Here is a 23,016-nt window from a genome sequence, read left to right on the forward strand (position 1 = left end):
CAAACGCGTTAACCCAGTAACTGACTCAACACCGCGCGCAACTTGCCCGGCTTCACCGGTTTGTTCAGCAGCGGTGCAGCGAGTCGTTCCAGGGAGCGCCGACATTGGTCGGTGCGGTCGGCGGTGATGATCACCGCGGGAATGTTCAGCTCGAAGTGCTCGCGCAAATGCCGGACCACCTCACAGCCAACCACGCCGTGGTCGAGGTGATAGTCCGCCAGAATCAATTCCGGGGCCTGCCCGCCCAACGCTGCCAGCGCCGACGCTTCATCGGTGGCCGTCACCACCTCGCAACCCCACTGGCCGAGCAGCGCGCTCATGCTGTCGAGGATGCTCACTTCATTGTCCAGCACCAGCAGGCGGCGCCCTGGCAACGGGTCGCCCGCCCCTGGCTGCGGCACCGCCTGGCTGACGGGCAATGGAACCTCGGCGGAAATCGGTACGTCGATGCTGAACATCGAACCGCGTCCCGGCGACGATTTCACACCGATGGCATAACCGAGAATCTTGGCGATGCGCTCGACTATCGCCAGCCCCAGGCCGACACCTTTGCGGTCGGCGGCGCGTCCGACGTCCAGTTGATTGAACTCCAGGAAGATCGAGTCGAGCCGATCTGCCGCGATCCCGCGCCCGGTGTCCCACACCTCGATGCGCAACATCTCGCCGCGACGCCTGGCCCCCAGCAGAATGCTGCCTTCTTCGGTATAGCGACAGGCATTGCTGAGGAAATTTCGCAGGATCCGCGTCATCAGGCGCAAGTCGGTATTGATCGCGTAATCGACCGCGTGCACGCGCAGGTTCAAGCCTTCCGCCTGGGCGACGGACTGGAACTCCGACACCAGCGGCCCGAACAACTCGTCGAGGCGATACGGCGCAACGTCCGGCTTGACCGCGGCCTGATCGAGCCGGGAAATATCGAGCAGATCCGTCAGCAGATCCTCAGCCCCTTCCAGCGCCTGGTGAGTGCGTTCCACCAGCACTTGTTCGGATGCCGGCAATTGGCGCTCGCGCAAAGTAGAGATCAGTAAACGTGCGGCGTTCAACGGTTGCAGCAAGTCGTGACTGGCGGCGGCGAGGTATTTATCCTTGCTGTGATTAGCCGCCTGCGCTGCGTCGCGGGCATGGCGCAAGGCCCTGGCGATCAATTTACGCTGGACGATCTGCTGCTGAAGATTACGATTGGCCTCGAGTAATTCATCGGTACGTGCTGCGACGCGCTGCTCTAGTTCATCGTTGAGCTGCTGCAAGTGTCGCTGAGCCTGTTTGCGCTCGGTGATGTCGGCGACAAATCCCTCGACCAGCTCTTCATGCCCCGGCTTGAGCAGCAGGTTCATCAGCACATCGATGTGGCTGCCATCCTTGCGGCGCAAACGGGTTTCATAGCTGTTCAGGCTGCGTTCGCGGGTGAGGATTTCGCCGATGTGTTCCAGCTCCGGCGTGCCGTCGATAAACAGGTTGGCGGCCAGGTCCGTCAGGGAAAAAAGTACCTCCTGCGGATCCCTGTAGCCGAGCATATGGGCCAGCGCCGGATTGGCGGCGCGCATGCCATCGCGCAGGCTGGCCTGGAAGATGCCGTTCACCGCGTTTTCAAACAGCCATTTGTAGCGATTGCGCTCGGCCTCCAGTTCATCCAGGCGCGCAGCCAGCTCCGGGTAATGGCTCTTGCGGGCCGAATGATTGCCGAGTCCCAGCAGGCCGGTCAGCGCCCTTTGCTGTTCGTCAGAGGGCTTCGCCATACACGACCTCGACGTCACGCTGACTGGACTCACGCGGGTTGGTCAGGATGCACGGATCGTGCATCGCATGTTGCGACAGGAACGGAATGTCCGAGGTCCTGACCCCATGCAAACCAAGGGTTTCGTGGAAACCGATAGCGTGTTTCAACGCGATCAGGTGTTCAACCAGGCGCCCGCAAATCTGCCGGTGGTTCAGGCCTCGGCAATCGATGCCCAGCGTCTCGGCGATCACCTTGAAGCGATCCGGCGCCGAGTTGTAGTTGAACGCCACCACATGTTCCACCAATACCGCGTTGCACAAACCATGAGGCAGATCGAGAAAGCCGCCCAGACTATGGGACATGGCATGCACTGCGCCAAGGATCGCGTTGGAGAACGCCAACCCGGCCTGCATGCTGCCGAGCATGATTTTTTCGCGCAACGCAATGTCCGTCGGGTTGGCGATCATTTGCACCAGGTTGCCGTTGATCAGACGCATGGCTTCAAGCGCATGGGGATCGGTCAGCGGTCCGCTACCGGTGGAAACAAAGGCTTCGATGGCATGCACCAAGGCGTCGATGCCGGTACAGGCCGACAGGAACGGGTCCATGCTCAAGGTGGTTTCCGGGTCGATCAGCGAAACGTCCGGCACCACGGCCTTGCTGACAATGGAGAACTTCATGCGCTCCTGTTGGTTGGAAATGATCACGAATTGCGAGACATCGGCCGAGGTGCCGGCGGTGGTCGGAATCAGGATCAGCGGCGGGCTGGGCACGCGGATGGTGTCCACGCCTTCAAACTCAAGGATGCTGCGGCCATGGGCAACAACGATACCGATGCCTTTGCCACAATCCATCGGGCTGCCGCCACCGACGGCGACGATCACGTCGCAGTGGTTTTCCCGGTACAACTCGGCACCGCGCATCACTTCCTCCACCCGTGGGTTCGGTGAAACGTCGGTATACAGGCAGTACTCGATGCCCAGCGCTTGCAGGCTGGCCTCGACATCGGCGACCCAACCGGCGGCAACCACACCGGGGTCACTGACCACCAGGACCTTGCGTGCGCCAAAGGTCTTGGCGTAATTGCCGACACTGTGCCGGCTACCGGCGCCGAAGATGATTTCTGGGGACACGAATTTACGCAGCTGGTTGAGACTCTGGCTCATTGGAAAGCCTGTTTTTATTGTTTTGGAAGGTAGAAACCACACTAAACCATCCAGCTGTGAATGCAATCAGACCAAGGTCATTGGCCCAGCCACAGATCACTGTAGGACCAAGCTTGCTCGCGATAGCGGTTTAACATTCAGCTCTATGTTGACTGACACTCCACCATCGCGAGCAGGCTCGCTCCTACAGGGGATTTTTGTCGTTGGGCTAGCCGCGATAGATCAGCTGCGAAGCTTTCGCATTGCGCAGCGTCAGGTGTTCGATCCCCTGCCCCGGTTCCTCGGCTTCTTCACGGGCCTTGAGGATCACCCCGTGGTGCGGCGACTTGCTGCACACCGGGTCGGCATTGCTGGCATCGCCGGTCAGCATGAAGGCCTGGCAGCGGCACCCGCCCAGGTCCTTGTGCTTTTCATCGCAGGAGCGGCACGGTTCCTTCATCCAGTCATCGCCGCGAAATCGATTGAAACCGAAGGACTCGTTCCAGATGTACTCGATACCGTGATCGCGCACGTTGGGAAACGCTACCGGCAACTGCCGCGCACTGTGGCAAGGCAAGGCCGTGCCGTCGGGGGTGATGTCGAGAAACAGGTTGGCCCAGCCGTTCATGCAGGTTTTGGGACGTTCTTCGTAGTAGTCCGGGGTGACGAAGATCAACTTGCACGGATGGCCCTGGGCTTCAAGGCGTTCGCGGTATTCATTGGTAATGCGCTCGGCACGCTGCAATTGCTCGCGGGTGGGCAACAGGCCGACGCGATTCAGTTCCGCCCAGCCATAGAATTGGCACGTGGCCAACTCGACGAAATCCGCTTCCAGTTCCAGGCACAAGTCGATGATCTGCGCGATCCGGTCGATGTTGTGCCGATGGGTGACAAAGTTCAGCACCATCGGATAGCCCTGGGCTTTCACCGCACGGGCCATGGCGAGCTTCTGGGCAAAGGCTTTGCGCGAACCGGCGAGCATGTTGTTCACCTCCTCGTCGGCAGCCTGGAAACTGATCTGGATATGGTCCAGCCCGGCCACCTTGAAGTCGCGCACTTTCTGCTCGGTCAGGCCGATACCGGAGGTGATCAGATTGGTGTAGTAACCCATGTCCCGTGCGGCTTTGATCAGTTCGGCCAGGTCCTGACGCACCAGCGGTTCGCCACCGGAAAAGCCCAATTGCGCGGCCCCCATCTCTCGGGCTTCTCGGAAAACGCGAATCCATTCTTGCGTACTCAGCTCCTCGCCGTGCCGGGCGAAATCCAGTGGGTTGGAGCAATACGGGCATTGCAACGGGCAGCGATACGTCAGTTCGGCAAGCAGCCACAACGGCGGGCCGGGCTGCGTCTCACTCGATCCAGAACTGCGCATGCGCCACCTCCAGGAATGCCAGGACGTCTTCGTCGATCCCCGGCACGCCGGGAAACACCGTGGTCAATTGTTCAATGATGCTTGCAACGCTGCGCTGGCCGTTGATCAGGCCAAGAATCTGCCCGGCACTGGCGTTGAGTTTGATCATGCCTTCGGGGTACAGCAGCACATGACAGTCCTGACGTGGCTCCCATTGCAGGCGAAAACCGCGACGCAAGGCCGGTGACTGCTGGCGATTGATCAGGCTCACAGGGCGATCCCCCGATGCCAGACGTTGTCGCTGGTGACCGTGTGATACGGCGGGCGTTCGAGTTCGTAGGCCATGCTCATGGCATCGAGCATGCTCCACAGTACGTCGAGTTTGAATTGCAGGATTTCCAGCATGCGTTGTTGCCCCTCGGCGGTCACGTAGTGCGCCAGCGTAATGCGCAAACCATGCTCGACATCGCGCCGTGCCTGGCTCAGGCGGGTGCGGAAATAGTCGTAGCCGGCGACGTCGATCCACGGGTAGTGAGTCGGCCAGGCGTCGAGTCGCGATTGATGGATCTGCGGCGCGAACAACTCGGTCAGCGAGCTGCTTGTCGCTTCCTGCCAACAGGCGCGACGGGCGAAATTGACGTAGGCGTCCACGGCGAACCGAACGCCGGGCAGCACCAGTTCCTGAGACAGAATCTGCTCGCGATCCAGCCCCACCGCTTCACCCAGGCGCAGCCAGGCTTCGATGCCGCCCTCGCTGCCGGGGACGCCATCGTGGTCGAGAATCCGTTGCAGCCATTCCCGGCGCACGTCGCGGTCCGGGCAGTTGGCGAGAATCGCGGCGTCTTTCAGGGGGATGTTGACCTGATAGTAAAAGCGGTTGGCGACCCAGCCCTGGATCTGCTCGCGGCTGGCGCGGCCGGCGTACATGGCTTGGTGGAATGGGTGGTGGATGTGGTAGTAGGCGCCCTTGGCGCGCAGGGCCTGCTCGAATTTGCTTGGGGTCATGGGGGTGTCGGTCATTGCGGGTCTCCGGGGAATCTGCTGTGTCTGGTCTGGCCTCATCGCTGGCTACAACACAATGCTCATGCCGTCATAAGCCACTTCAATCCCCCGTCGCTCCAGCAAGGCCCGCTCGGCCGAGTCTTCATCGAGGATCGGATTGGTGTTGTTGATGTGGATCAGCACCTTGCGCTGGCGGTTGAAACCCTCGAGCACTTCGAGCATCCCGCCAGGGCCGCTTTGTGCGAGGTGCCCCATGTCGCTGCCCAGGCTCTGGCCGACTTCGCAGATACGCATTTCGTCGTCGCGCCATAGCGTGCCGTCCAGCAGCAGGCAATCGGCACGCTGCATCCAGTCCAGCAATTCATCGTCGACTTGCCCAAGGCCCGGGGCATAGAACAGCGAGCTGCCGTTGCGCAGGTCTTCAATGAACAGGCCAATGGTGTCGCCCGGTTGTGGGTTGCCGCGATTGGGCGAATACGGCGGCGCGTTACTCACCAGGGGAATCGCGCGAAATTGCAAATGTTCGCAGGCCGGGATGCTAAACGGCTGACGCTCAAGACCGATCGGCTGCCATTGCAACCCACCGTTCCAGTGTCCGAGCATGTTGAACAGCGGGAAACCGCTGCTCAGGTCCTGGTGCACGCGTTCGGTGCACCACACGTCATGCGGGCAACCTTCGCGCAGGCTGAGCAAACCGGTGCAATGGTCGATCTGGCTGTCGAGCAGCACGATGCCGGCGATGGCGCTGTCACGCAGGCGCCGTGCCGGTTGCAGTGGCGCAAAACTTTCGAGTTGCGCACGAATATCCGGGGAAGCATTACACAGCACCCACTCCACACCGTCGTCACTCAGGGCAATCGACGACTGCGTACGACGCTGTGCCCGCAGGCTGCCATTGCGCACACCGGCGCACTGGCGGCAGTTGCAGTTCCACTGCGGAAAACCACCGCCAGCGGCGGAACCGAGAATACGGATGTGCATGGCGGATGCTCCAGAAGGCAGGCCCGGCCAACGCAGCGGCTGGCCGGGTGATCAATCAACGGTTGGCGAAATACATCGTCACTTCGAAGCCAATGCGCAGATCGGTAAACGCGGGTTTAGTCCACATGGGTCATTCCTCTTCTTGTGCCCGGGTGATTCCGGTAGAGCCATTAATGCACGGGGCGTTGAGTGCCCGAATGCTACTTTCGAAGGAGTTGGCGGGGTGATTTGGTAGGGGGTATGCGCGGTGTCAGATACAGCCATTCGCTGGCAAGCCAGCTCCTACAGGTATTGCGCATTCCTGTAGGAGCTGGCTTGCCAGCGAACGCCGTTACCCGATTTCGAGTCGGGTTAGAAGAAGCCCAGCGGATTGATGTCGTAGCTCACCAGCAGGTTTTTGGTCTGCTGATAGTGATCGAGCATCATCTTGTGGTTTTCGCGACCGACGCCGGACTTCTTGTAGCCGCCGAACGCGGCATGCGCCGGGTACAGGTGGTAGCAGTTGGTCCACACGCGCCCGGCCTTGATCGCCCGGCCCATGCGATAGGCGCGGTTGATGTCGCGGGTCCACAGGCCGGCGCCAAGGCCGAACTCGCTGTCGTTGGCAATCGCCAGGGCTTCGGCTTCGTCCTTGAAGGTGGTGATACCGACCACCGGGCCGAAGATTTCTTCCTGGAACACACGCATCTTGTTGTGTCCCTTGAGCAGGGTCGGCTGGATGTAGTAACCGCTGGAGAGGTCGCCCTCAAGACGTTCGGCGGCGCCGCCGGTGAGCAGTTCGGCGCCCTCCTCCTGGGCGATGGTCAGGTACGAGAGAATCTTGTCGTACTGCTGCTCGGACGCCTGGGCGCCGACCATGGTCTCGGTGTCCAGCGGGTTGCCGCGCTTGATCTTGACGATCTTCTTCATCACCTCGGCCATGAACGGCTCGTAGATGGATTCCTGAACCAGCGCCCGGGACGGGCAGGTGCAGACTTCGCCCTGGTTGAAGAACGCCAGCACCAGGCCTTCGGCGGCTTTTTCGATGAACGCAGGTTCGGCGTTCATGATGTCTTCGAAGAAGATGTTCGGCGACTTGCCGCCCAGCTCGACGGTGCTCGGGATGATGTTCTCGGCGGCGCAATGCATGATGTGCGCGCCGACCGGGGTCGAGCCGGTGAAGGCGATCTTGGCGATGCGCTTGCTGGTGGCCAGGGCTTCGCCGGCTTCGCGACCGAAACCCTGGACGATGTTCAGCACGCCCGCTGGCAGCAAGTCTGCAATCAGTTCGGCGAAGACCATGATCGACAGCGGCGTTTGCTCGGCAGGCTTGAGCACGATGCAGTTACCGGCGGCCAAGGCCGGGGCGAGTTTCCAGGCGGCCATCAGCAGCGGGAAGTTCCACGGAATGATCTGCCCGACCACACCCAGCGGTTCGTGGAAGTGATAGGCCGTGGTCAGTTCATTGATCTCGGCAGCGCCGCCTTCCTGAGCGCGGATGCAGCCGGCGAAGTAACGGAAATGGTCAGCCGCCAGCGGCACGTCGGCGTTCAGGGTTTCGCGCACGGCCTTGCCGTTGTCCCAGGTTTCGGTGACAGCGAGCACTTCGAGGTTCTGCTCGATGCGGTCAGCGATTTTCAGCAGCACCAGCGAGCGGTCCTGGGCCGAAGTCTGGCCCCAGGCATCTGCAGCGGCATGGGCGGCGTCGAGGGCCTTTTCAATGTCTGCGGCGCTGGAGCGCGGGAATTCGGCGATGACTTCACCGTTGACCGGCGAGGTGTTGGTGAAGTACTCGCCATTGACCGGGGCGACAAACTCGCCACCGATGAAGTTGCCGTAGCGCGGTTTGAAGGTAACGATGGCGCCTGGTGTTCCGGGTTGTGCGTAGATCATGGTGGGCCTCTGTCTGGGTCGATGCCTGTCGTACTGACAGGCGATGAACCGATACTAGAGAGCCCCGCGCGCCGAACGAATGCATCGTTGGCAGGAGGGGCTCTCGTTATTTAGTAGGAGCCGGCTTGCTGGCGAAGGCGTTTCATGGGCGATGCATGACTGAAGGGCCTCTTCGCTGGCAAGCCAGCTCCTACAAGGTATGTTGCGTACCATCAGTGCTTGGCCACGAGGTCCTTCGGCAGTTTGAAGGTCCAGAGCATGCCGCCCTGGTTGAAGTCCTTCACGCGTTTGGCCACTTCGCCACCCCACAGCGGTACCGCGCCGCCCCAACCGGAGAGCACCGAGACGTACTGTTCACCGTCCATTTCCCAGGTCACGGGCGAGCCGAGTACGCCGGAACCGGTCTGGAATTCCCAGACCTTCTCGCCGGTCTTGGCGTTGAACGCCTGCAGGAACCCTTCCGGCGTGCCGGTGAAGACCAGGTTGCCCTTGGTGGTCAGCACCCCGCCCCACAGCGGCGCGTAGTTCTTGTGGCGCCAGACTTCCTTGCCGGTTTTCGGATCGATGGCGCGCAGCACGCCGATGTAGTCTTCGTTCAACGGCTTGATGGTGAAACCGGCACCGAGGAATGCCGCGCCTTTCTTGTAGGCGATGCCTTCGTTCCAGATGTCCATGCCCCACTCGTTGGATGGCACATAGAACAGCCCGGTGTCTTTGTTGTAAGCCATCGGCATCCAGTTTTTCGCACCGAGGAATGCCGGTGCGACGAAGACCGAACTGCCCTTGACTTCGGAACCCGGAGCACCGGGACGGCCGGCTTCGTTGTAGATCGGCCGGCCGTTCTTATCCAGGCCGGTGGCCCAGGTGATCTTGTCCACGAACGGGAAGCCACGGATGAATTTGCCGTTGGTGCGGTCGAGCACGTAGAAGAAACCGTTACGGTCGGCAGTGGCCGCTGCCTTGATTTCCTTGCCGCCTTCGCTGTAGTTGAACGACACCAGTTCGTTCACGCCGTCGTAGTCCCAACCGTCGTGAGGCGTGCTCTGGAAGTGCCATTTGATAGTGCCGTCGTCCGGGTTGAGCGCCAGGCGCGACGACGAGTAGAGGTTATCGCCTGGGCGCAGGTGCGAGTTCCACGGCGCCGGGTTACCGGTACCGAACAGCAGCAGGTTGGTTTCCGGGTCGTAGTAACCGCCAAGCCAAGGGGCTGCGCCGCCGGTTTTCCAGAGATCGCCCGGCCAGGTCTTGCCCGCCTCGCCGCCGGAGATACCGTTCTCCACCGCTTTGCCGTCCTTGTAGACGAAGCCCATGTGGCCTTCGACCGTTGGACGGGTCCACAGCAAATCACCGTTTTTCGGATCGTAGGCTTCGATCTTGCCCACCACACCGAACTCGCCACCGGCCACGCCGGTAATCAGCTTGCCGTTGATCACCAGCGGTGCGGCGCTGATGGAGTAGCCTTCCTTGTGGTCGGCGACTTTCTTGCTCCACACCACCTTGCCGGTGTCCTTGTTCAACGCAACGAGCTTGGCGTCGAGGGTGCCGAAAATCACCAGGTCGCCATACAGCGCGACGCCACGGTTGATCACGTCACAGCACGGACGGATGTCATCGGGCAGGCGCGCATCGTATTGCCAGAGTTTCTTGCCGGTGCGTGCGTCCACGGCAAACACCCGCGAGTAGGAGCCGGTCATGTACATCACGCCGTCCTTGACCATCGGCTGCGCCTGCTGGCCGCGCTGCTTTTCGCCGCCGAAAGAAAACGCCCACGCCGGGCGCAGTTCCTTGACGTTGTCGACGTTGAGAATGTCCAGCGGGCTGTAGCGCTGCCCCTGGACACCCAGGCCATTGGTCACGACCTGTTCGGGGTTTTTCGGGTCCTGGAGAATGTCCTGGTCGGAAACCCCGGCCAATGCCTGGCCGGACAACAGCATGGCACTGAGCAGCAGGCTCAAGACGAAGGGCTGGCGACGTGCGGGTTGGGTCATGACGGCTTCCTCTGCGGTTTTTTGTTATTTCCGGAAAAGTTTCCCGGTGTGGAGCAGATTCTTGAGCGCCGCCGCCCTGGCAACAATTGCCCGCAATGAGGAGATTGCTAGTTCCTTGGTACAGGTTCGGATGAGATAGACGCGAGATTTTGTGAACGGCACCGCCCCCCCCTGTAGGAGCGAGCCTGCTCGCGAAAAACGTCAGGCCACCGCGTTCTTCCAGGCAGCTTGCGTTATCGTTGACGTCCATCGCGAGCAGGCTCGCGCCTACAGAAAAGCATCATTTGCCGGCACTGGAATCCACCCGCGTCATCCGCTCACGCTCGTAGCGCGGGTATAGATGGCTGATGCTGCGGATCAGTTCGTAGCGGCTCAGATTGATCCCGGCGAAACGCTCAGGGATGGGGCTGCGGATCATCTCGGCCATGTCGCTGCCATTGGCGGCGCCGTCGCGCATCAGCTGATCGAGCCAGGTCAGGTAATCGCGCATCTGCTCGAAGGGTTGTGAATCGCTCGCCACCGGGCCATGCCCCGGCACAACCTGCGTCCAAGGCAAGCCTTGCAGGGTGGCGATGTCCGCCAGCCACACTGCCAGCCCGGGACTGTTGGGCGTGGTCAGCGCCCGCTGATAAAACACCAGGTCCCCGGCAAACAGCACGCCGGTTTGCTGGTCGAGAATAGCCAGATCCGCGCCCGTATGCCCACCCAGGCTCAGCAAGCGCAAATCATGATTCCCAAAACTTTTCACGCCCGGTGTCAGCGTCTGGGTGGGTAACACCACTTCGGTGCCACGCATCCAGTCGCCGACCATCCGGTACATATTCTCGGCCATGGCATCGCCTTGCTGATGCAACAGCTCGGTGGTGCCGGCCAACGCGCCGATCGGCACGTCGGCGAAAGCTTGATTGCCCAGCACATGGTCCGGGTGGTGATGGGTCAGCAGGACCTCGATCACAGGTTTATCCGTCGTGGCGGCAATCGCCTTGCGCATCGCTTCGCCGTAACGCCTGGATGGCCCGGTGTCGATCACCACCACCCCGCGTTCGGTGACGATAAACGCGGTGTTGACGATGTTGCCGCCGTTGGCCTTGGCGAAATTATCCGTGCTGCCTTCCAGCAGCCAGGTGTCCCGGGCGATCTGCCGGGGCTTGAGTGTGTACTCGAGATCGGCCAGGGCCGGCAGACTGACGCTCAGCACCATCAACAGGATCCAGCGCATGCCACGCTCCTTGGGGTCAGGGGATCGACGCATCGAACTCATTACCGCTGTTGTCCCGTAGCAGCAGGCGCGTTTGCCCTGCCCCTTCGATGTCGAAGGCCAGGTTGGGGTTTTCGCTGACCGCCGGAAACAGCTCCAGCCGGGTCAGCACTTGCTCGTTGCTATCGCGCAGCTCCGCATGGTTGATGAAGAATTCCGGAATGCCGCTGACCATGCCGTTGTCCATGGGATGCGCCACCTGCAACCGCAAACGGCTGAATTCACCCCGGGGATAACGACCGCCCAGCACTTCGCCGATGTGTTCTTCCCAACCCGGTTGCGTGCGCACCACGCTCGGCGCGGTGCAACCGCCACCTGCGGCGTCGATCAGGGTCGAACCGACATGCCACACGCCATCGCGGGTCAACACCGCCGCGCGCAATGGCGTCGCTTGTTCGATGCGGATGCGCAGCGACAGCCACGGTAAAACCGAATTCAAAGGCTGGAAGTCGACGATTTTCGGCAATGGGTTGAGCTCTGCCCAGGCGAGGATCCTCACCACCTCGCCCTTGAACGCACGGGCATCGATTTCCAACGGCACCTGCCGGGCATCTTCGGCAAATGGCGGCGCCAGCAACTTCACCCGGTCATCGAAAACGAATGGCGCATTGCCCAGAAACTGCTGTTGATAGAAGGCCCACATCACCGATGGGACCGGGTCTTTACCGGGATCGATAGCGCCAGCCTGTGCCGCCAGGCTTAACCAGCAAGCCAACAGACAACTCCCTCGCCATTTCATCGCCTGCTCCTTATTGATACATCTCGGGCACGTCGTATTGCAGGCCGTAATGGCCGTAGATGATCTTCACCGAACCCTCGCGGATCAGCGCTTCCAGCGCCTCTTCCACGGCATAGGCCAGTTGCCGGTTGCTTTCGTGCACCGCCATGCCGATTTCCCAGAGCTGCTTGCCCATGTTCGGATAGGCGTTCTCGGCCAGTGCCAGTTGAGGGTCAGCCGCCTCATGGACTTGCCAGTCGATCTCGCCGCGCATGGCCATCACCGCGTCGACCTCACCGGCCTTCATCGCGGCAAACGCCTGTGGCACGCCAGGATAGTGATGGGTCTTGCCAGCGAGCATGCCGTTGAACACCGAAGTCAGGTAGAACGACGGCACGCTGTCGACCTCCACGCCAATCGGGTGATGCTCGAACACCGCGACGCTGGCGACTTTGTCCAGCCGCCGACGGTCATAGGCCACCTGCCATTGTTCGTTCTGGTACGGACCGAACATCACCACTTGGCCGTTGACCAGTTCGCCCAACTCGTTGCGCCTCTGCGCGTAGTCACGGTCGTAGGGCACACGCATCATCAGGTCGGCCAGTTGCTGATGGTGCAAGGCACTGGCGCGCCAGATGTAGTCGCGCAGGTCGTCATCGAGTTTTTCCCCGGCCGGTGCCCAGATCAGCGTCAGGCGCACGCCAAGTGCCTTGGCCAGGGCCTCGGCAAGTTCGACATCGACGCCGCGAGGCTGGCCGGCACTTTCAAAACTGTAGGGGGCGAAGTCCTTGTAGACCGCCACCTTCAGCTCTCCAGCGGCGATCATTTCGTCGTAGTTGCGTACTTGCGCCTGCGCCGCCTGGCAGCACAGCCACACAGCACTGATCAACACCGCGAGCAGGCGCATGGGTCACTCCTCGACGCGGACAGTGTCCAGATAGGTGCGCACCGCCCACAGGGCTTCCTGGCTCAGGTAGTCAGCCATTTTCGGCATGTACACCCGACCGTCGCGCACCGCGCCATGGCGCACCCGCTCGGCAAACCACTCATCACCCGACTCACCGACATCGAGCATGCGCAAATCGGGGGCAATGCCACCGGACTTGGCTTCCAGGCCATGGCAGGCCGCGCAGTTCTGGGTGTAGGCCGATGCACCGATTTCCACGGCTTTGTCATGCTCTGCGGCGGTGCGATATGGGTTCACCGCCGCCCAGCCATCGGCATCGAGCTGCACACCGGCGTCCTTGATCGGGGTCAGCCCCGGAGTGGCCACGGCTTGTGGTACCACGTTGCCATGGGCCCAGACAGAACCTGTGCTGATCAAACCGGCCAATAGCCCGGTCACGAGCAAGGCGTTGCGTATTGTTGTCATTGTTATGCCCTCTGGATTGCACGCAAAACCTCTTGGCAGAGGCTATGGCAGCCATCTTAGAAAGCCTTTCGCGCAGCCCCCATGCTGCTTTGGTGGTCGCTATCTACTCCCTTGGTCGTAGGGCGATCGTTGGACACGGGACGCGGGCCGTGGAGCCGGTCGACGCCGATCAGGGTCAGGATCAACAGGAACGGCAGGAGCAGTGCTTTGACGATACGCATGGTCAATCCCCTCCAGATCAGTGGCCGTGGTTACCCATGCTAGAACCGCGCCGTACGTGGCGAGCTACTACCTTGGTACTGTCTGTTCGGTACTTTCTGCATATTTTCACTGCACCACTGGCTTCCTATGCTGGCGCTAACGGTCATGGAGAGCCTTATGCGCCAGCTTGCCCCTTACGCCTTGTTCTACCTGCTGGCGATTGCCTGTGCCGCCGGCCTGGCCACCCAAAGCCAGGCTGCCGATGCGCCCTTGCAGGTGCGGATCGGCTACCTGGGTTATCGCCCCGCCCCCGGCCCGCTGCTGTCGAACGTTATCCCCGAGCCGATCGATGCCGGGCTGCGCGGTGCCGAACTGGCGATCACCGACAGCAACAGCACCGGCCGTTTTCTCAATCACGGCTACAGCCTGGTCAGCGCCAGCGTCGACAGCCCCGAGGCCTTGCTCGATGCGGCAAAGGCGCAGCATGAACAAGGCCTGCGCCTGTTTGTGGTGAATGCGCCCGCGACCAGCCTGCGCCAATTGAGTGCAGCGATGCCCGATAGTCTGCTGTTCAATGCCGGCACTCCCGATGACAGCCTGCGCACCACCGATTGCCTGCCGAACGTGCTGCACACCTTGCCGAGCCGGGCGATGCTCGCCGATGCACTGGCGCAGTTTCTGGTACTGCGCAAATGGCAGCGAGTGCTGCTGATCGTCGGCCCGACCCCGGACGATCAAGCCTATGCCGCCGCCCTGCGCCGCGCCGCCAAGCGTTTCGGCCTGCAACTGGTGGCAGAGAAAACCTGGAGTTTTGATAACGACCAACGCCGCAGCGCGCAGGCCGACATGCCGCTGTTCACCCAGACCGCCGAGTACGACGTGGTACTGGTGGCCGATGAGCGCGGCGACTTCGGTGAATACGTGCCTTACCAGACCTGGTACCCGCGCCCGGTCGCCGGCACCCAAGGCCTGACCCCGGTGGGTTGGCACAAGACCGTGGAAACCTACGGCGCCGCGCAGCTGCAAAAACGCTTCGAAGCCCTGACCGGGCGCTGGATGAATGACCGCGATTTCGCCGCGTGGATCGCCGTGCGCAGCATCGCCAGCGCCGTGAGCAAACTACGCCAGGCCGAACCAATGGCAATCCGTGCACTGGAAATCAGCGATCAACTGCCGCTCGACGGCTTCAAGGGCCGCAAGCTCAGCTACCGACCGTGGAACGGCCAGTTGCGCCAGCCGATTCCCATCGTCCAGCCGCGAGCGCTGGTCAGCACCTCACCCCAGGACGGCTTTCTGCACCCGTTCAACGAGATGGACAGCCTGGGCTACGACAAACCCGAGGTCAGCTGCCGTTTTCCCTGATCCGATCATCACAACAACAAGGAATCCGCCATGCGCCGCACCCTGCTTTCATGCGCCCTGCTCCTCGCCGCCGGCCATGCCGTTGCCAGCACGGCATGGGTCTCCAACGAAAAGGACAACAGCCTGAGCCTGATCGACCTGCAGACCCTGCAAGTCACCGACACCCTGCCCGTCGGCCAGCGTCCGCGCGGCTTGTTGCTGTCCCACGACAACAAATTGCTCTACATCTGCGCCAGCGATTCCGACCGGGTCCAGGTGATGGACGTGGCCACGCGCAAGATCATCAAGGAGCTGCCCTCGGGCAAAGACCCCGAGCAATTCGCCCTGCACCCCAACAACCGCTGGTTGTACGTTTCCAACGAAGACGATGCGCTGGTCACGGTGATCGACACCGAGACGTCCAAGGTACTTGGCCAGATCGAAGTCGGTGTCGAACCCGAAGGCATGGCCGTCAGCCCTGACGGCAAGTGGGCGGTCAACACCAGTGAAACCACCAACATGTTGCACTGGATCGACACCAGCACCCAGACCCTGGCCGACAGCACGCTGGTGGACCAGCGCCCGCGTTTCGTCGAGTTCTCCCCCGATGGCGCAAAACTCTGGGCCTCGGCGGAAATCGGCGGCACCGTGACCATTCTCGATGTCGCCAGTCGCCACGTACTCAAGACCTTGACCTTCCAGATCAAGGGCGTGCACCCGGACAAGGTCCAGCCGGTGGGCATCAAGCTTAGCGCCGATGGCAAGTACGGTTTCGTTGCCCTCGGCCCGGCCAACCATGTGGCGGTGATCGATGCCAAGACCTTCGAGATTCTCGATTACCTGCTGGTGGGTCGACGGGTCTGGCAGATGGCGTTCACCCCGGATCAGAAGCAATTGCTGGCCACCAACGGCGTCAGCGGCGATGTCTCGGTGATCGATGTCGACAGCCTCAAGGTCAGCAAATCGGTGAAGGTCGGGCGCTATCCCTGGGGCGTGGTGGTGACGCCATGAACGCCCTTGAAGTCCGCGACCTGAGTTTCGCCTACGGCGCCCGAGAGGCCTTGCGCAAGGTGAGTTTCAGCCTGGAGCCCGGACGTTTCGCTGCCCTGCTGGGGCCTAACGGTGCTGGAAAATCAACCCTGATCGCCTTGCTGACGCGGCTTTATGACGTGCAGCACGGCGATATCTTCGTCGGTGGCTGTTCATTGCGTCATGCGGTCCGCCCGGCGCTCAAGCAGTTGGGCGTGGTGTTCCAGCAAAGTACGCTGGACCTGGACCTCAGCGTCGAACAGAACCTGCGTTATCACGCCGCGCTGCACGGTTTGTCCCGGCGCCAGACTGACCTTCGGGTCGATGCCGAACTGGCCCGCCAGGCCTTGACCGACCGCCGCCGCGAACGGGTACGCGAACTCAATGGCGGCCATCGTCGCCGGGTGGACATTGCCCGTGCCCTGCTGCATGAGCCGCGTCTGTTGCTGCTCGATGAAGCCAGCGCAGGCCTCGATCCGGCGAGTCGCCTGGCGCTCAATCAGCACATCCGCAGCCTGTGTCGCGAGGAGCGCATCAGCGTGCTCTGGACCACCCACCTGCTCGACGAAGTGCAACCCAGCGATGACTTGTTGATCCTGCATCAAGGCCGGCTGGTGGCCAGTGGTCAGGCCGATGTCCTGAGCCTGGAACACGGCGGTGATCTCGGTTCGGCGTTCACCCGTCTTACGACTTCAGGAGCGATGCAATGACCGCCTACTGGCAATGCTTGCGCGGTATAGTGCTGCGCGAATGGCTGCGTTTTGTGCTGCAACGCACGCGTTTTCTCAGCGCCTTGGTGCGGCCGTTGCTCTGGCTGCTGGTGTTCGCCGCCGGTTTTCGTGCAGCGCTGGGGATCGCGATCATCGAGCCCTACGACACCTACATCCCGTATGAGGTTTACATCATTCCTGGGTTGGCCTGCATGATCCTGCTGTTCAACGGCATGCAGGGCTCACTGTCGATGGTCTACGACCGCGAGATGGGCAGCATGCGCGTGCTGCTGACCAGCCCCCTGCCCCGCACCTTTTTGCTGTGCAGCAAACTGCTGGCCACGTCGCTGATTTCGTTGTTGCAGGTGTATGCGTTTCTGGCGATTGCCTGGGTGTACGGCGTGAGGCCACCGGCCATGGGCCTGTTACTGGCGTTGCCAGCCTTGCTGCTGGTGGCGTTGATGCTCAGCGCCCTGGGCCTGTTGCTGTCGAACGCGATCCGCCAGCTGGAGAACTTTGCCGGGGTGATGAATTTCGTGATCTTCCCGTTGTTTTTCCTGTCATCGGCGCTGTATCCGCTGTGGAAGATGCGCGAGGCCAGCGAGTGGCTGTATTGGCTGTGCGCGGTAAATCCGTTTACCCATGCGGTGGAGCTGGTGCGTTTCGCCCTGTATGAACGCTTCAATCCGCTGGCGCTGGCGGTGTGCACGGGGCTGACGCTGCTGTTCGCCCTGTTCGCCGTGCTGACCTTCAACCCGCAGCACGCCGCCCTGCGCAAATCCAACTAACCCCCCCTGTAGGAGCCGGCTTGCTGGCGATCCAGACAACACGGTCTATCAATTGCACCGCGTCGCCTGGATCGCCAGCAAGCCGGCTCCTACTTTAGTACTGGTTCTACCTGTCTATCGTCGCATTCCCAATGTCCCCCGACTGGCATGTAATAGGTCCATAACTATAAGGACTGTATCCATGCCGCGTGCCCGACCTCGCCTGCTGCACCTTACTTTCAGCGCCCTGTCGCTGAGCCTGCTGCTGAGTACTGCGCAGGCCGACACCCCGCTGTTCTCCGCCGATGGCTACCGCGTCGACCTGTACCGCAGCCCGACGCCGCAACAACTGCAAGGCGCAACCATCGTCGACACCCCTGCCCTGCAAGCCCTGCTGAGCCAAAACCCGCGTCCGGTGCTCATCGATGTCTATCGCCGCCAATGGCTGAACGGGCAATTCATCGAAGACCAGCCCCACGAAAACCTGCCCGGCAGCCATTGGCTGGCCAACACCGGTGACGGCGACCTGACGCCGGACTGGCAGGCATACTTTGCGCGTCACCTGAAAACCCTCACCGCCGGCAATCTGGCGCAACCGCTGATCTTCTATTGCCGCTCCGACTGCTGGTTGAGCTGGAACGCCATCAAACGCGCGGCCACCATGGGCTATAAGACGTTGTATTGGTACCGCGATGGTCTGGACGCCTGGCAAGCCGCCAATCTGCCGGTTTCACTCGCCCAGCCCGAGCCCTTTCCCTGAGCTTTACGCGTGCACGTTGTTGCCACACCATAATCAAAATAATGAGGTGAAAGGCTATGTACAAAATTCTGATTGCCGACGATCACCCGCTGTTTCGCGAAGCCATTCACAACGTCATCAGCGATGGCTTTGCCGGCAGCGAAGTCATGGAAACCGCCGACCTGGACAGCGCCCTGGCCCTGACCCAGGAACACGACGACCTGGATTTGATTCTGCTGGACCTGAACATGCCCGGCATGCACGGACTCAATGGCCTGATCAACCTGCGCAATGAAGCGCCGACCATTCCCGTAGTGATTGTCTCCGCCGAACAGGACAAGCAGATCGTCCTGCAAGCCATCACTTACGGTGCGGTGGGTTTTATCACCAAGTCTTCACCACGGGCCCAGATGACCGATGCGATCCAGCAGATTCTCAACGGCAACGTCTACCTGCCGCCCGATATCATCCGCACCGCCAAAAGCAGCACCCACCGGCGGATGAACGACACGCCGAGCTTCCCTCCGGAACTGCTCCAGGCCCTGACCCGCAAGCAATTGCAGGTATTGGAACGTATGACCAAGGGTGAGTCGAACAAACAGATCGCCTACACCCTGGAAATCGCCGAAACCACGGTCAAGGCCCACGTCTCGGCGATCCTGCGCAAGCTCAACGTGCACAACCGGGTGCAGGCGATCCTGAGTGCCGGGGACATTGATTTCGGGTCTTATTTGCGGCGTTGAGGGTTTACCCGAGAGGCCGGGTCGCCCCTATCGCTGGCAAGCCAGCTCCTACAGAATCACCGCAATCCTGTAGGAGCTGGCTTGCCAGCGATGGGGCCGTCCCATGCAGCGGAAAGATCAAGGCCTGCCAAGCAAATGACTCATCGCCGTCTTCAGCTTCATCGGCCGCACCGGCTTGTGCATCAGCGTGTGGCCCAGCTCGCGGATCTGTAGCTTGAGTTCATTGCTGTAGTTGGCGGTGATCATCATTGCCGGAATCGGTGAGGCACGACGGGCATTGATCCTTGCCACCGCATCGACACCGTTCTGATCGTTATCCAGGTGATAGTCGGCGATCAGCAGATCCGCCTCGGCGTGGTAGTTGTCCACTTGCCGCGCCAGGTCCTCCTCCGACAACGCCGTCACCACCCGACAGCCCCAGCCCTCCAGCAGCGTGCGCATGCCAGCGCAAATGGTCGCGTCGTTGTCCAGCACCCAGACTCGCGCCCCGCGCAACCGTTCCAGCATCGGTTCGCTCATCAACAGGCCCGGCGAAGGCTTTGGCGCCGTGGCGCTCAATGGCACTTCCACCGAAAACACCGAACCCTTGCCCGGCCACGAGCGCACATGAATGCGGTGCCCGAGGATGCCGGCAATCTTCTCGACAATCGCCAGGCCCAGGCCCAATCCGCGATCCTGATCGGGGCGCTGCACGTCACCGCGCTTGAACTCCTGGAAAATCTCCTCGAGGCGATGCTCGGCAATGCCCATCCCGCTGTCCCAGACTTCGATCGACAAGCGCTGACGATGACGTCGGCAACCCAGCACCACACGGCCGCTGTAGGTGTAGCGAATTGCGTTGCTGAGCAAGTTGCGAAGAATCCGCGCCAGCAACTGGACGTCGCTGCGCACCAGTGCCGAACAGGCAACGAAATGCAGTTCAAGGCCCTCACTGCGCGCCACCTCGGTGTATTCGGCGGCTAGGTTATCGAGCAACTCACTGAGGGCGAACGGCGCGATGTCGGCCTTGATCACCCCGGCATCGAGTTTGGAAATATCCACCAGGGTGCCCAACAGGTTTTCCACGTCTTCCAGAGAATTGCTGACATTGCGCACCAGCACCTCGTTGGAACCAGGCTCGCGTCGTTCCAGCAATGCACTGGTAAACAGCCGGGCGGCATTCAGCGGTTGCAGCAGGTCGTGGCTGACGGCTGCGAGAAATTTGGTTTTCGACAGATTGGCCTGTTCGGCTTCTTGTTTGGCTTCGCGCAAACGTAACTCGACCCGGCGACGCTCTTCGATTTCACGCAACAACTGGCCGTTCAGGTTGGTCAGTTCCGCCGTGCGTTCACGGACCCGCAGTTCAAGATTCTGATAAGCCTGGTGCAGCGCTTCCGCCGTGCGCCGACGTTCGGTGATGTCGCGGATCAACACGAAGATCCCCACCACCTCGCCATTCGCCAAGCGATTGGGCACATAGGAACGCAGCATGTAGCGCTCCTGATTGTTGACGTTGGTTTCGGCGAACTCGAACGTCACGCTTTCGCCGGCCAGGGCTCTGTCCACGTAAGACTCCAGCCGCTGGTAATGCTGTTCGCTGTGCACTTCGCGCAGGCTCTGGCCGAGCATCACGCCACGGGGCCAGCAGTACCATTCTTCATAGACCTTGTTGGTGAATTCGTAGACCAGATCGGCGTTGAGATAAGCGATCAACGCCGGCACATGGTCAGTGATCAGGCGGATCCAGCGCTCGCTTTCGCTCAGTGCCTCGGCGTGCTGGTAGCGCTCGGTAATGTCGGTGAAGGTGTTGACGAAGCCACCGGTGGGCAGCGGATGGGTGCGGATTTCCAGGACCCGGCCATCGTAGAGGCGCTGTTCGCATTCCTGCACCGGACGGCCGTTGCCATCGCGGGTGGCCGGCGTCAGCAAGGTCAACTCGCTGTCGGCAATCACTTCGGCAAACGGGCGATGCGCTGCCACGGGCGCCAGACCGCTCAATTCCAGAAAGCGTCGGTTCCACAGTTCCAGAATGCCCTCGGCGTTGACCATCGCCACCCCTTGGGACAAGTTGTCGACCGCCCGTTGCAACAGATGCGACTTCTGCGCTACTGCCTGCTCGCGGCGTACAGTTTCGCTGAGTTTGACGTCGGTGATGTCGGTGAACAGGATCACCCGCCCGCCTTCCTGGGTCGGTCGTTCGCTGACTTGCAGCCAGCGCCCGTTCTGCAGGCGATACACCAGGTTCTCGTCGGCGTGCCCCCGAGGTTCTTCGGTGAACATGCCGTTGCTCATCATCAGGCGCTTGACCTCGGCCAGGCGCATCCCCGCGTTGATGCGTACGCGACTGTTGCTCCAGAACGCCTTGAAACGACTGTTGAACAACACGATGCGCTGCTCGGCGTCGAACAGCACAAAGGCGTCGGATATGCTTTCGATGGCATCAATCAAGTGTTGATGGGCGGTTTCCGCACGCAGGCGCGCTTCGCTGAGCAAATGATTGCCGGCCTTGAGCTCGGCCATGGCCTGGTTCAGGGCATCGGTTCGCTCGCGCACCTGCTCGGCCAGCACCACCGAATGCTGGAACGCCGCGTACGGGTCGTTGCCACGGGTCACCCCGGACTCGACGCGCTCGATCAACGCGCCATTGATGCGCTGCAGCTTGTGGTTTTCATGGCGCAGGCTGGCCAGTTCGGCCTGTAGCTCAGCGATGTCCGGGGGCACGGCCGCGGGCAATGGCAACGCCGGTGAAGGTCTGGTTGATGTGCATGCCATTGAACTGTTCTCCGTAGGTGTTGAAACCCATCACCCGCTGCTCACGCAAAAACGTCCCGATCTGTTCAAGACGACCGTCGTCTTCAAGCTCCAGGCGCCGCAGGAAACAGTCGCAGCCGATGGTCAGCAGCAAATCCCCAAGGCGCTCCTGCAACCCTTCGAACAGGCTTTGCAGGTTCGGCAGCATCGGGCCCGGCGTCATGGCGGTGAGAACGATGCCGTTCTCCACGGCGCAGTAGAAGCTCAAGCTGAGGTCCGGGTGCACTTGCTGAATGGCACGCACGTAATACTGCTGATTGACGCGCACGGCCAACGGATGCGCCGCGAAGACCCGGTGATCGAGTTCAGCCACGGGCACGCCGATGTGTCGGGCATATTCGGCGGCCGCCGGTTCGGCATTGAGTTCAAAAACCCGGCGCAGCGCGCTGTCGGCGCCCGTGACCACCAGTTTGTCGGCGTTGGGCTGCATGTGGTGGGTGGTGAACACTTCAAAATCCAGCCAGGTATTGACCAGCACCACCACGGCCGCGCCGCTGTGGAACTCGCCATCGAAGTACACGTGGGTATGGGTCAGGTAATTGTCGTCGCCGGCCGATCCGCCGAAATGCGGTATGTCGCCCAATGCCGCACTCAAGGCGGCCAGCACCATTTCTTCGCGGCTGGACAGGCCATCGAGCAAGGTCAACGCGAAGCTGTTGCCCTTGATGGGCGCCAGTGTGTTGCTGCGGCAGCCACTGACCAGTCGCTCGACCATTTGCTGGGCGTCAATCAGGCTGAAGTGTTCCATTTCATCGATCAGCTCGACCGCAATGGAAAAGTGCCGATGATCGAAACCGACCGCTGTCACGCAATTACGGCCGTAGCCCAACGGGGTGATTTCCCCGGCGCTGGTGCAACCCACCAGGCGAATGCCGCCAAAGCTTTGCTGCAAGGCCTGACCCAAGGCCTGCAGGTCGTACTCGGCGGAACAGAAGAACAGGACCAGGCCCAAATGCGGATGCAACAACTGCCGTGCCAACTCCTGCGCGACCTGCCGGGCATCGCTGGCCTGGGACATTGCACTGACGACGCCTTCGCTCTGCTGCATCCTTACCTCCCGCAGGTGCGTGTGTATGAGGCACGAGTGTACGAAGTCTGTGGGGTGCGACGAATGCTACTTGGGTAGCGGGTAGCCGCTTCGATGGGATGAGAGTGTTTGAGGAGGTGAGGACTTGAAGGCTATAGCTGGAGATGTGAAGCACGCGCGTTGGTGGCGAGGGAGCTTGCTCCCGCTAGACTGCGTAGCAGGCCCAAAACCGGCCGATGCGCGACCAGAATCCGGACCTCTACGC

At 61.4% G+C, this 23,016-nt stretch carries 22 protein-coding genes; 6 read left to right on the forward strand and 16 right to left on the reverse strand.

All coding sequences use genetic code 11. The features are described 5' to 3' along the window. Positions 1-8: 8 nt before the first annotated feature. The 14 genes from CKW15_RS00450 to CKW15_RS28425 form a co-directional block, all read right to left on the reverse strand. Positions 9-1,736, reverse strand: a complete 1,728-nt coding sequence (locus CKW15_RS00450; protein ID WP_095057821.1) for a NahK/ErcS family hybrid sensor histidine kinase/response regulator — start codon at positions 1,734-1,736, stop codon at positions 9-11. Then, positions 1,720-2,883 (reverse strand): alcohol dehydrogenase-like regulatory protein ErcA, encoded by a 1,164-nt coding sequence (ercA, locus tag CKW15_RS00455; protein ID WP_095057820.1) that lies wholly within the window; start codon positions 2,881-2,883, stop codon positions 1,720-1,722. Before ercA ends, CKW15_RS00450 begins: the two co-directional genes overlap by 17 nt. Before the next feature lie 208 nt (positions 2,884-3,091). After that, positions 3,092-4,234, reverse strand: coding sequence for a pyrroloquinoline quinone biosynthesis protein PqqE (gene pqqE / locus CKW15_RS00460; RefSeq protein WP_095151250.1), 1,143 nt, complete (start codon positions 4,232-4,234; stop codon positions 3,092-3,094). Beyond that, complete coding sequence (gene pqqD / locus CKW15_RS00465) at positions 4,212-4,484, reverse strand: pyrroloquinoline quinone biosynthesis peptide chaperone PqqD (RefSeq protein ID WP_095057818.1); 273 nt, start codon at positions 4,482-4,484, stop codon at positions 4,212-4,214. Before pqqD ends, pqqE begins: the two co-directional genes overlap by 23 nt. Further along, positions 4,481-5,233 (reverse strand): pyrroloquinoline-quinone synthase PqqC, encoded by a 753-nt coding sequence (gene pqqC, locus CKW15_RS00470; protein WP_095151251.1) that lies wholly within the window; start codon positions 5,231-5,233, stop codon positions 4,481-4,483. The genes pqqD and pqqC overlap by 4 nt, the downstream gene beginning before the upstream one ends. 48 nt (positions 5,234-5,281) lie before the next feature. Beyond that, positions 5,282-6,196 (reverse strand): pyrroloquinoline quinone biosynthesis protein PqqB, encoded by a 915-nt coding sequence (pqqB, locus tag CKW15_RS00475; protein WP_095151252.1) that lies wholly within the window; start codon positions 6,194-6,196, stop codon positions 5,282-5,284. Positions 6,197-6,251: 55 nt separating this feature from the next. Continuing rightward, the gene (gene pqqA, locus CKW15_RS00480; protein ID WP_003253598.1) at positions 6,252-6,323 is read right to left on the reverse strand and encodes a pyrroloquinoline quinone precursor peptide PqqA; all 72 of its coding nucleotides are present in this window, start codon (positions 6,321-6,323) and stop codon (positions 6,252-6,254) included. A 224-nt stretch (positions 6,324-6,547) separates the two neighbouring features. Further along, positions 6,548-8,068, reverse strand: coding sequence for an aldehyde dehydrogenase family protein (locus CKW15_RS00485; RefSeq protein ID WP_095151253.1), 1,521 nt, complete (start codon positions 8,066-8,068; stop codon positions 6,548-6,550). Between the two features lie 212 nt (positions 8,069-8,280). Continuing rightward, a complete protein-coding gene (locus tag CKW15_RS00490) occupies positions 8,281-10,056 on the reverse strand; it encodes a PQQ-dependent methanol/ethanol family dehydrogenase (RefSeq protein WP_095057814.1) in 1,776 nt (591 codons plus the stop codon). 280 nt (positions 10,057-10,336) lie between these two features. Next, positions 10,337-11,275 (reverse strand): quinoprotein relay system zinc metallohydrolase 1, encoded by a 939-nt coding sequence (locus CKW15_RS00495; protein WP_095151254.1) that lies wholly within the window; start codon positions 11,273-11,275, stop codon positions 10,337-10,339. 16 nt (positions 11,276-11,291) lie between these two features. After that, positions 11,292-12,053 (reverse strand): quinoprotein dehydrogenase-associated SoxYZ-like carrier, encoded by a 762-nt coding sequence (locus tag CKW15_RS00500; RefSeq protein ID WP_095151255.1) that lies wholly within the window; start codon positions 12,051-12,053, stop codon positions 11,292-11,294. 10 nt (positions 12,054-12,063) lie between these two features. Further along, positions 12,064-12,939 carry an ABC transporter substrate-binding protein gene (locus CKW15_RS00505; RefSeq protein ID WP_095057811.1) on the reverse strand — a complete coding sequence of 292 codons (876 nt, stop codon included), beginning with the start codon at positions 12,937-12,939 and terminating at the stop codon, positions 12,064-12,066. 3 nt (positions 12,940-12,942) lie between these two features. Next, positions 12,943-13,404, reverse strand: coding sequence for a cytochrome c-550 PedF (pedF, locus tag CKW15_RS00510; protein WP_095057810.1), 462 nt, complete (start codon positions 13,402-13,404; stop codon positions 12,943-12,945). 56 nt (positions 13,405-13,460) lie between these two features. Beyond that, the gene (locus CKW15_RS28425) at positions 13,461-13,625 is read right to left on the reverse strand and encodes a hypothetical protein (RefSeq protein WP_177408796.1); all 165 of its coding nucleotides are present in this window, start codon (positions 13,623-13,625) and stop codon (positions 13,461-13,463) included. A gap of 157 nt (positions 13,626-13,782) precedes the next feature. On the opposite strand from CKW15_RS28425, the gene CKW15_RS00515 reads away from it, so the two are divergent. The 6 genes from CKW15_RS00515 (at position 13,783) to CKW15_RS00540 (ending at position 18,934) form a co-directional block, all read left to right on the forward strand. Then, on the forward strand, positions 13,783-14,967 hold the full coding sequence (locus CKW15_RS00515; protein WP_095057809.1) for an ABC transporter substrate-binding protein: 1,185 nt from the start codon (positions 13,783-13,785) through the stop codon (positions 14,965-14,967). A 30-nt stretch (positions 14,968-14,997) separates the two neighbouring features. Next, positions 14,998-15,957, forward strand: a complete 960-nt coding sequence (locus tag CKW15_RS00520) for a YVTN family beta-propeller repeat protein (protein WP_095057808.1) — start codon at positions 14,998-15,000, stop codon at positions 15,955-15,957. Further along, a complete protein-coding gene (locus CKW15_RS00525; RefSeq protein WP_095057807.1) occupies positions 15,954-16,685 on the forward strand; it encodes an ABC transporter ATP-binding protein in 732 nt (243 codons plus the stop codon). Before CKW15_RS00520 ends, CKW15_RS00525 begins: the two co-directional genes overlap by 4 nt. Then, positions 16,682-17,473 (forward strand): ABC transporter permease, encoded by a 792-nt coding sequence (locus tag CKW15_RS00530; protein WP_095057806.1) that lies wholly within the window; start codon positions 16,682-16,684, stop codon positions 17,471-17,473. Before CKW15_RS00525 ends, CKW15_RS00530 begins: the two co-directional genes overlap by 4 nt. Before the next feature lie 181 nt (positions 17,474-17,654). Further along, on the forward strand, positions 17,655-18,212 hold the full coding sequence (locus tag CKW15_RS00535; RefSeq protein WP_095057805.1) for a PQQ-dependent catabolism-associated CXXCW motif protein: 558 nt from the start codon (positions 17,655-17,657) through the stop codon (positions 18,210-18,212). Between the two features lie 56 nt (positions 18,213-18,268). Further along, positions 18,269-18,934 (forward strand): response regulator transcription factor, encoded by a 666-nt coding sequence (locus tag CKW15_RS00540; RefSeq protein ID WP_007976602.1) that lies wholly within the window; start codon positions 18,269-18,271, stop codon positions 18,932-18,934. 117 nt (positions 18,935-19,051) lie between these two features. Here the strand turns inward: CKW15_RS00540 and nahK are convergent, their stop codons facing one another. Continuing rightward, the gene (nahK, locus tag CKW15_RS00545) at positions 19,052-21,685 is read right to left on the reverse strand and encodes a hybrid sensor histidine kinase/response regulator NahK/ErcS' (protein WP_095151256.1); all 2,634 of its coding nucleotides are present in this window, start codon (positions 21,683-21,685) and stop codon (positions 19,052-19,054) included. Continuing rightward, positions 21,615-22,772 (reverse strand): nitric oxide-sensing protein NosP, encoded by a 1,158-nt coding sequence (gene nosP, locus CKW15_RS00550; RefSeq protein ID WP_095151257.1) that lies wholly within the window; start codon positions 22,770-22,772, stop codon positions 21,615-21,617. Before nosP ends, nahK begins: the two co-directional genes overlap by 71 nt. Positions 22,773-23,016: the final 244 nt, after the last annotated feature.

This window comes from Pseudomonas sp. Irchel s3b5 (assembly GCF_900187435.1).
In the GTDB taxonomy this organism is placed as follows: Bacteria; Pseudomonadota; Gammaproteobacteria; order Pseudomonadales; family Pseudomonadaceae; genus Aquipseudomonas.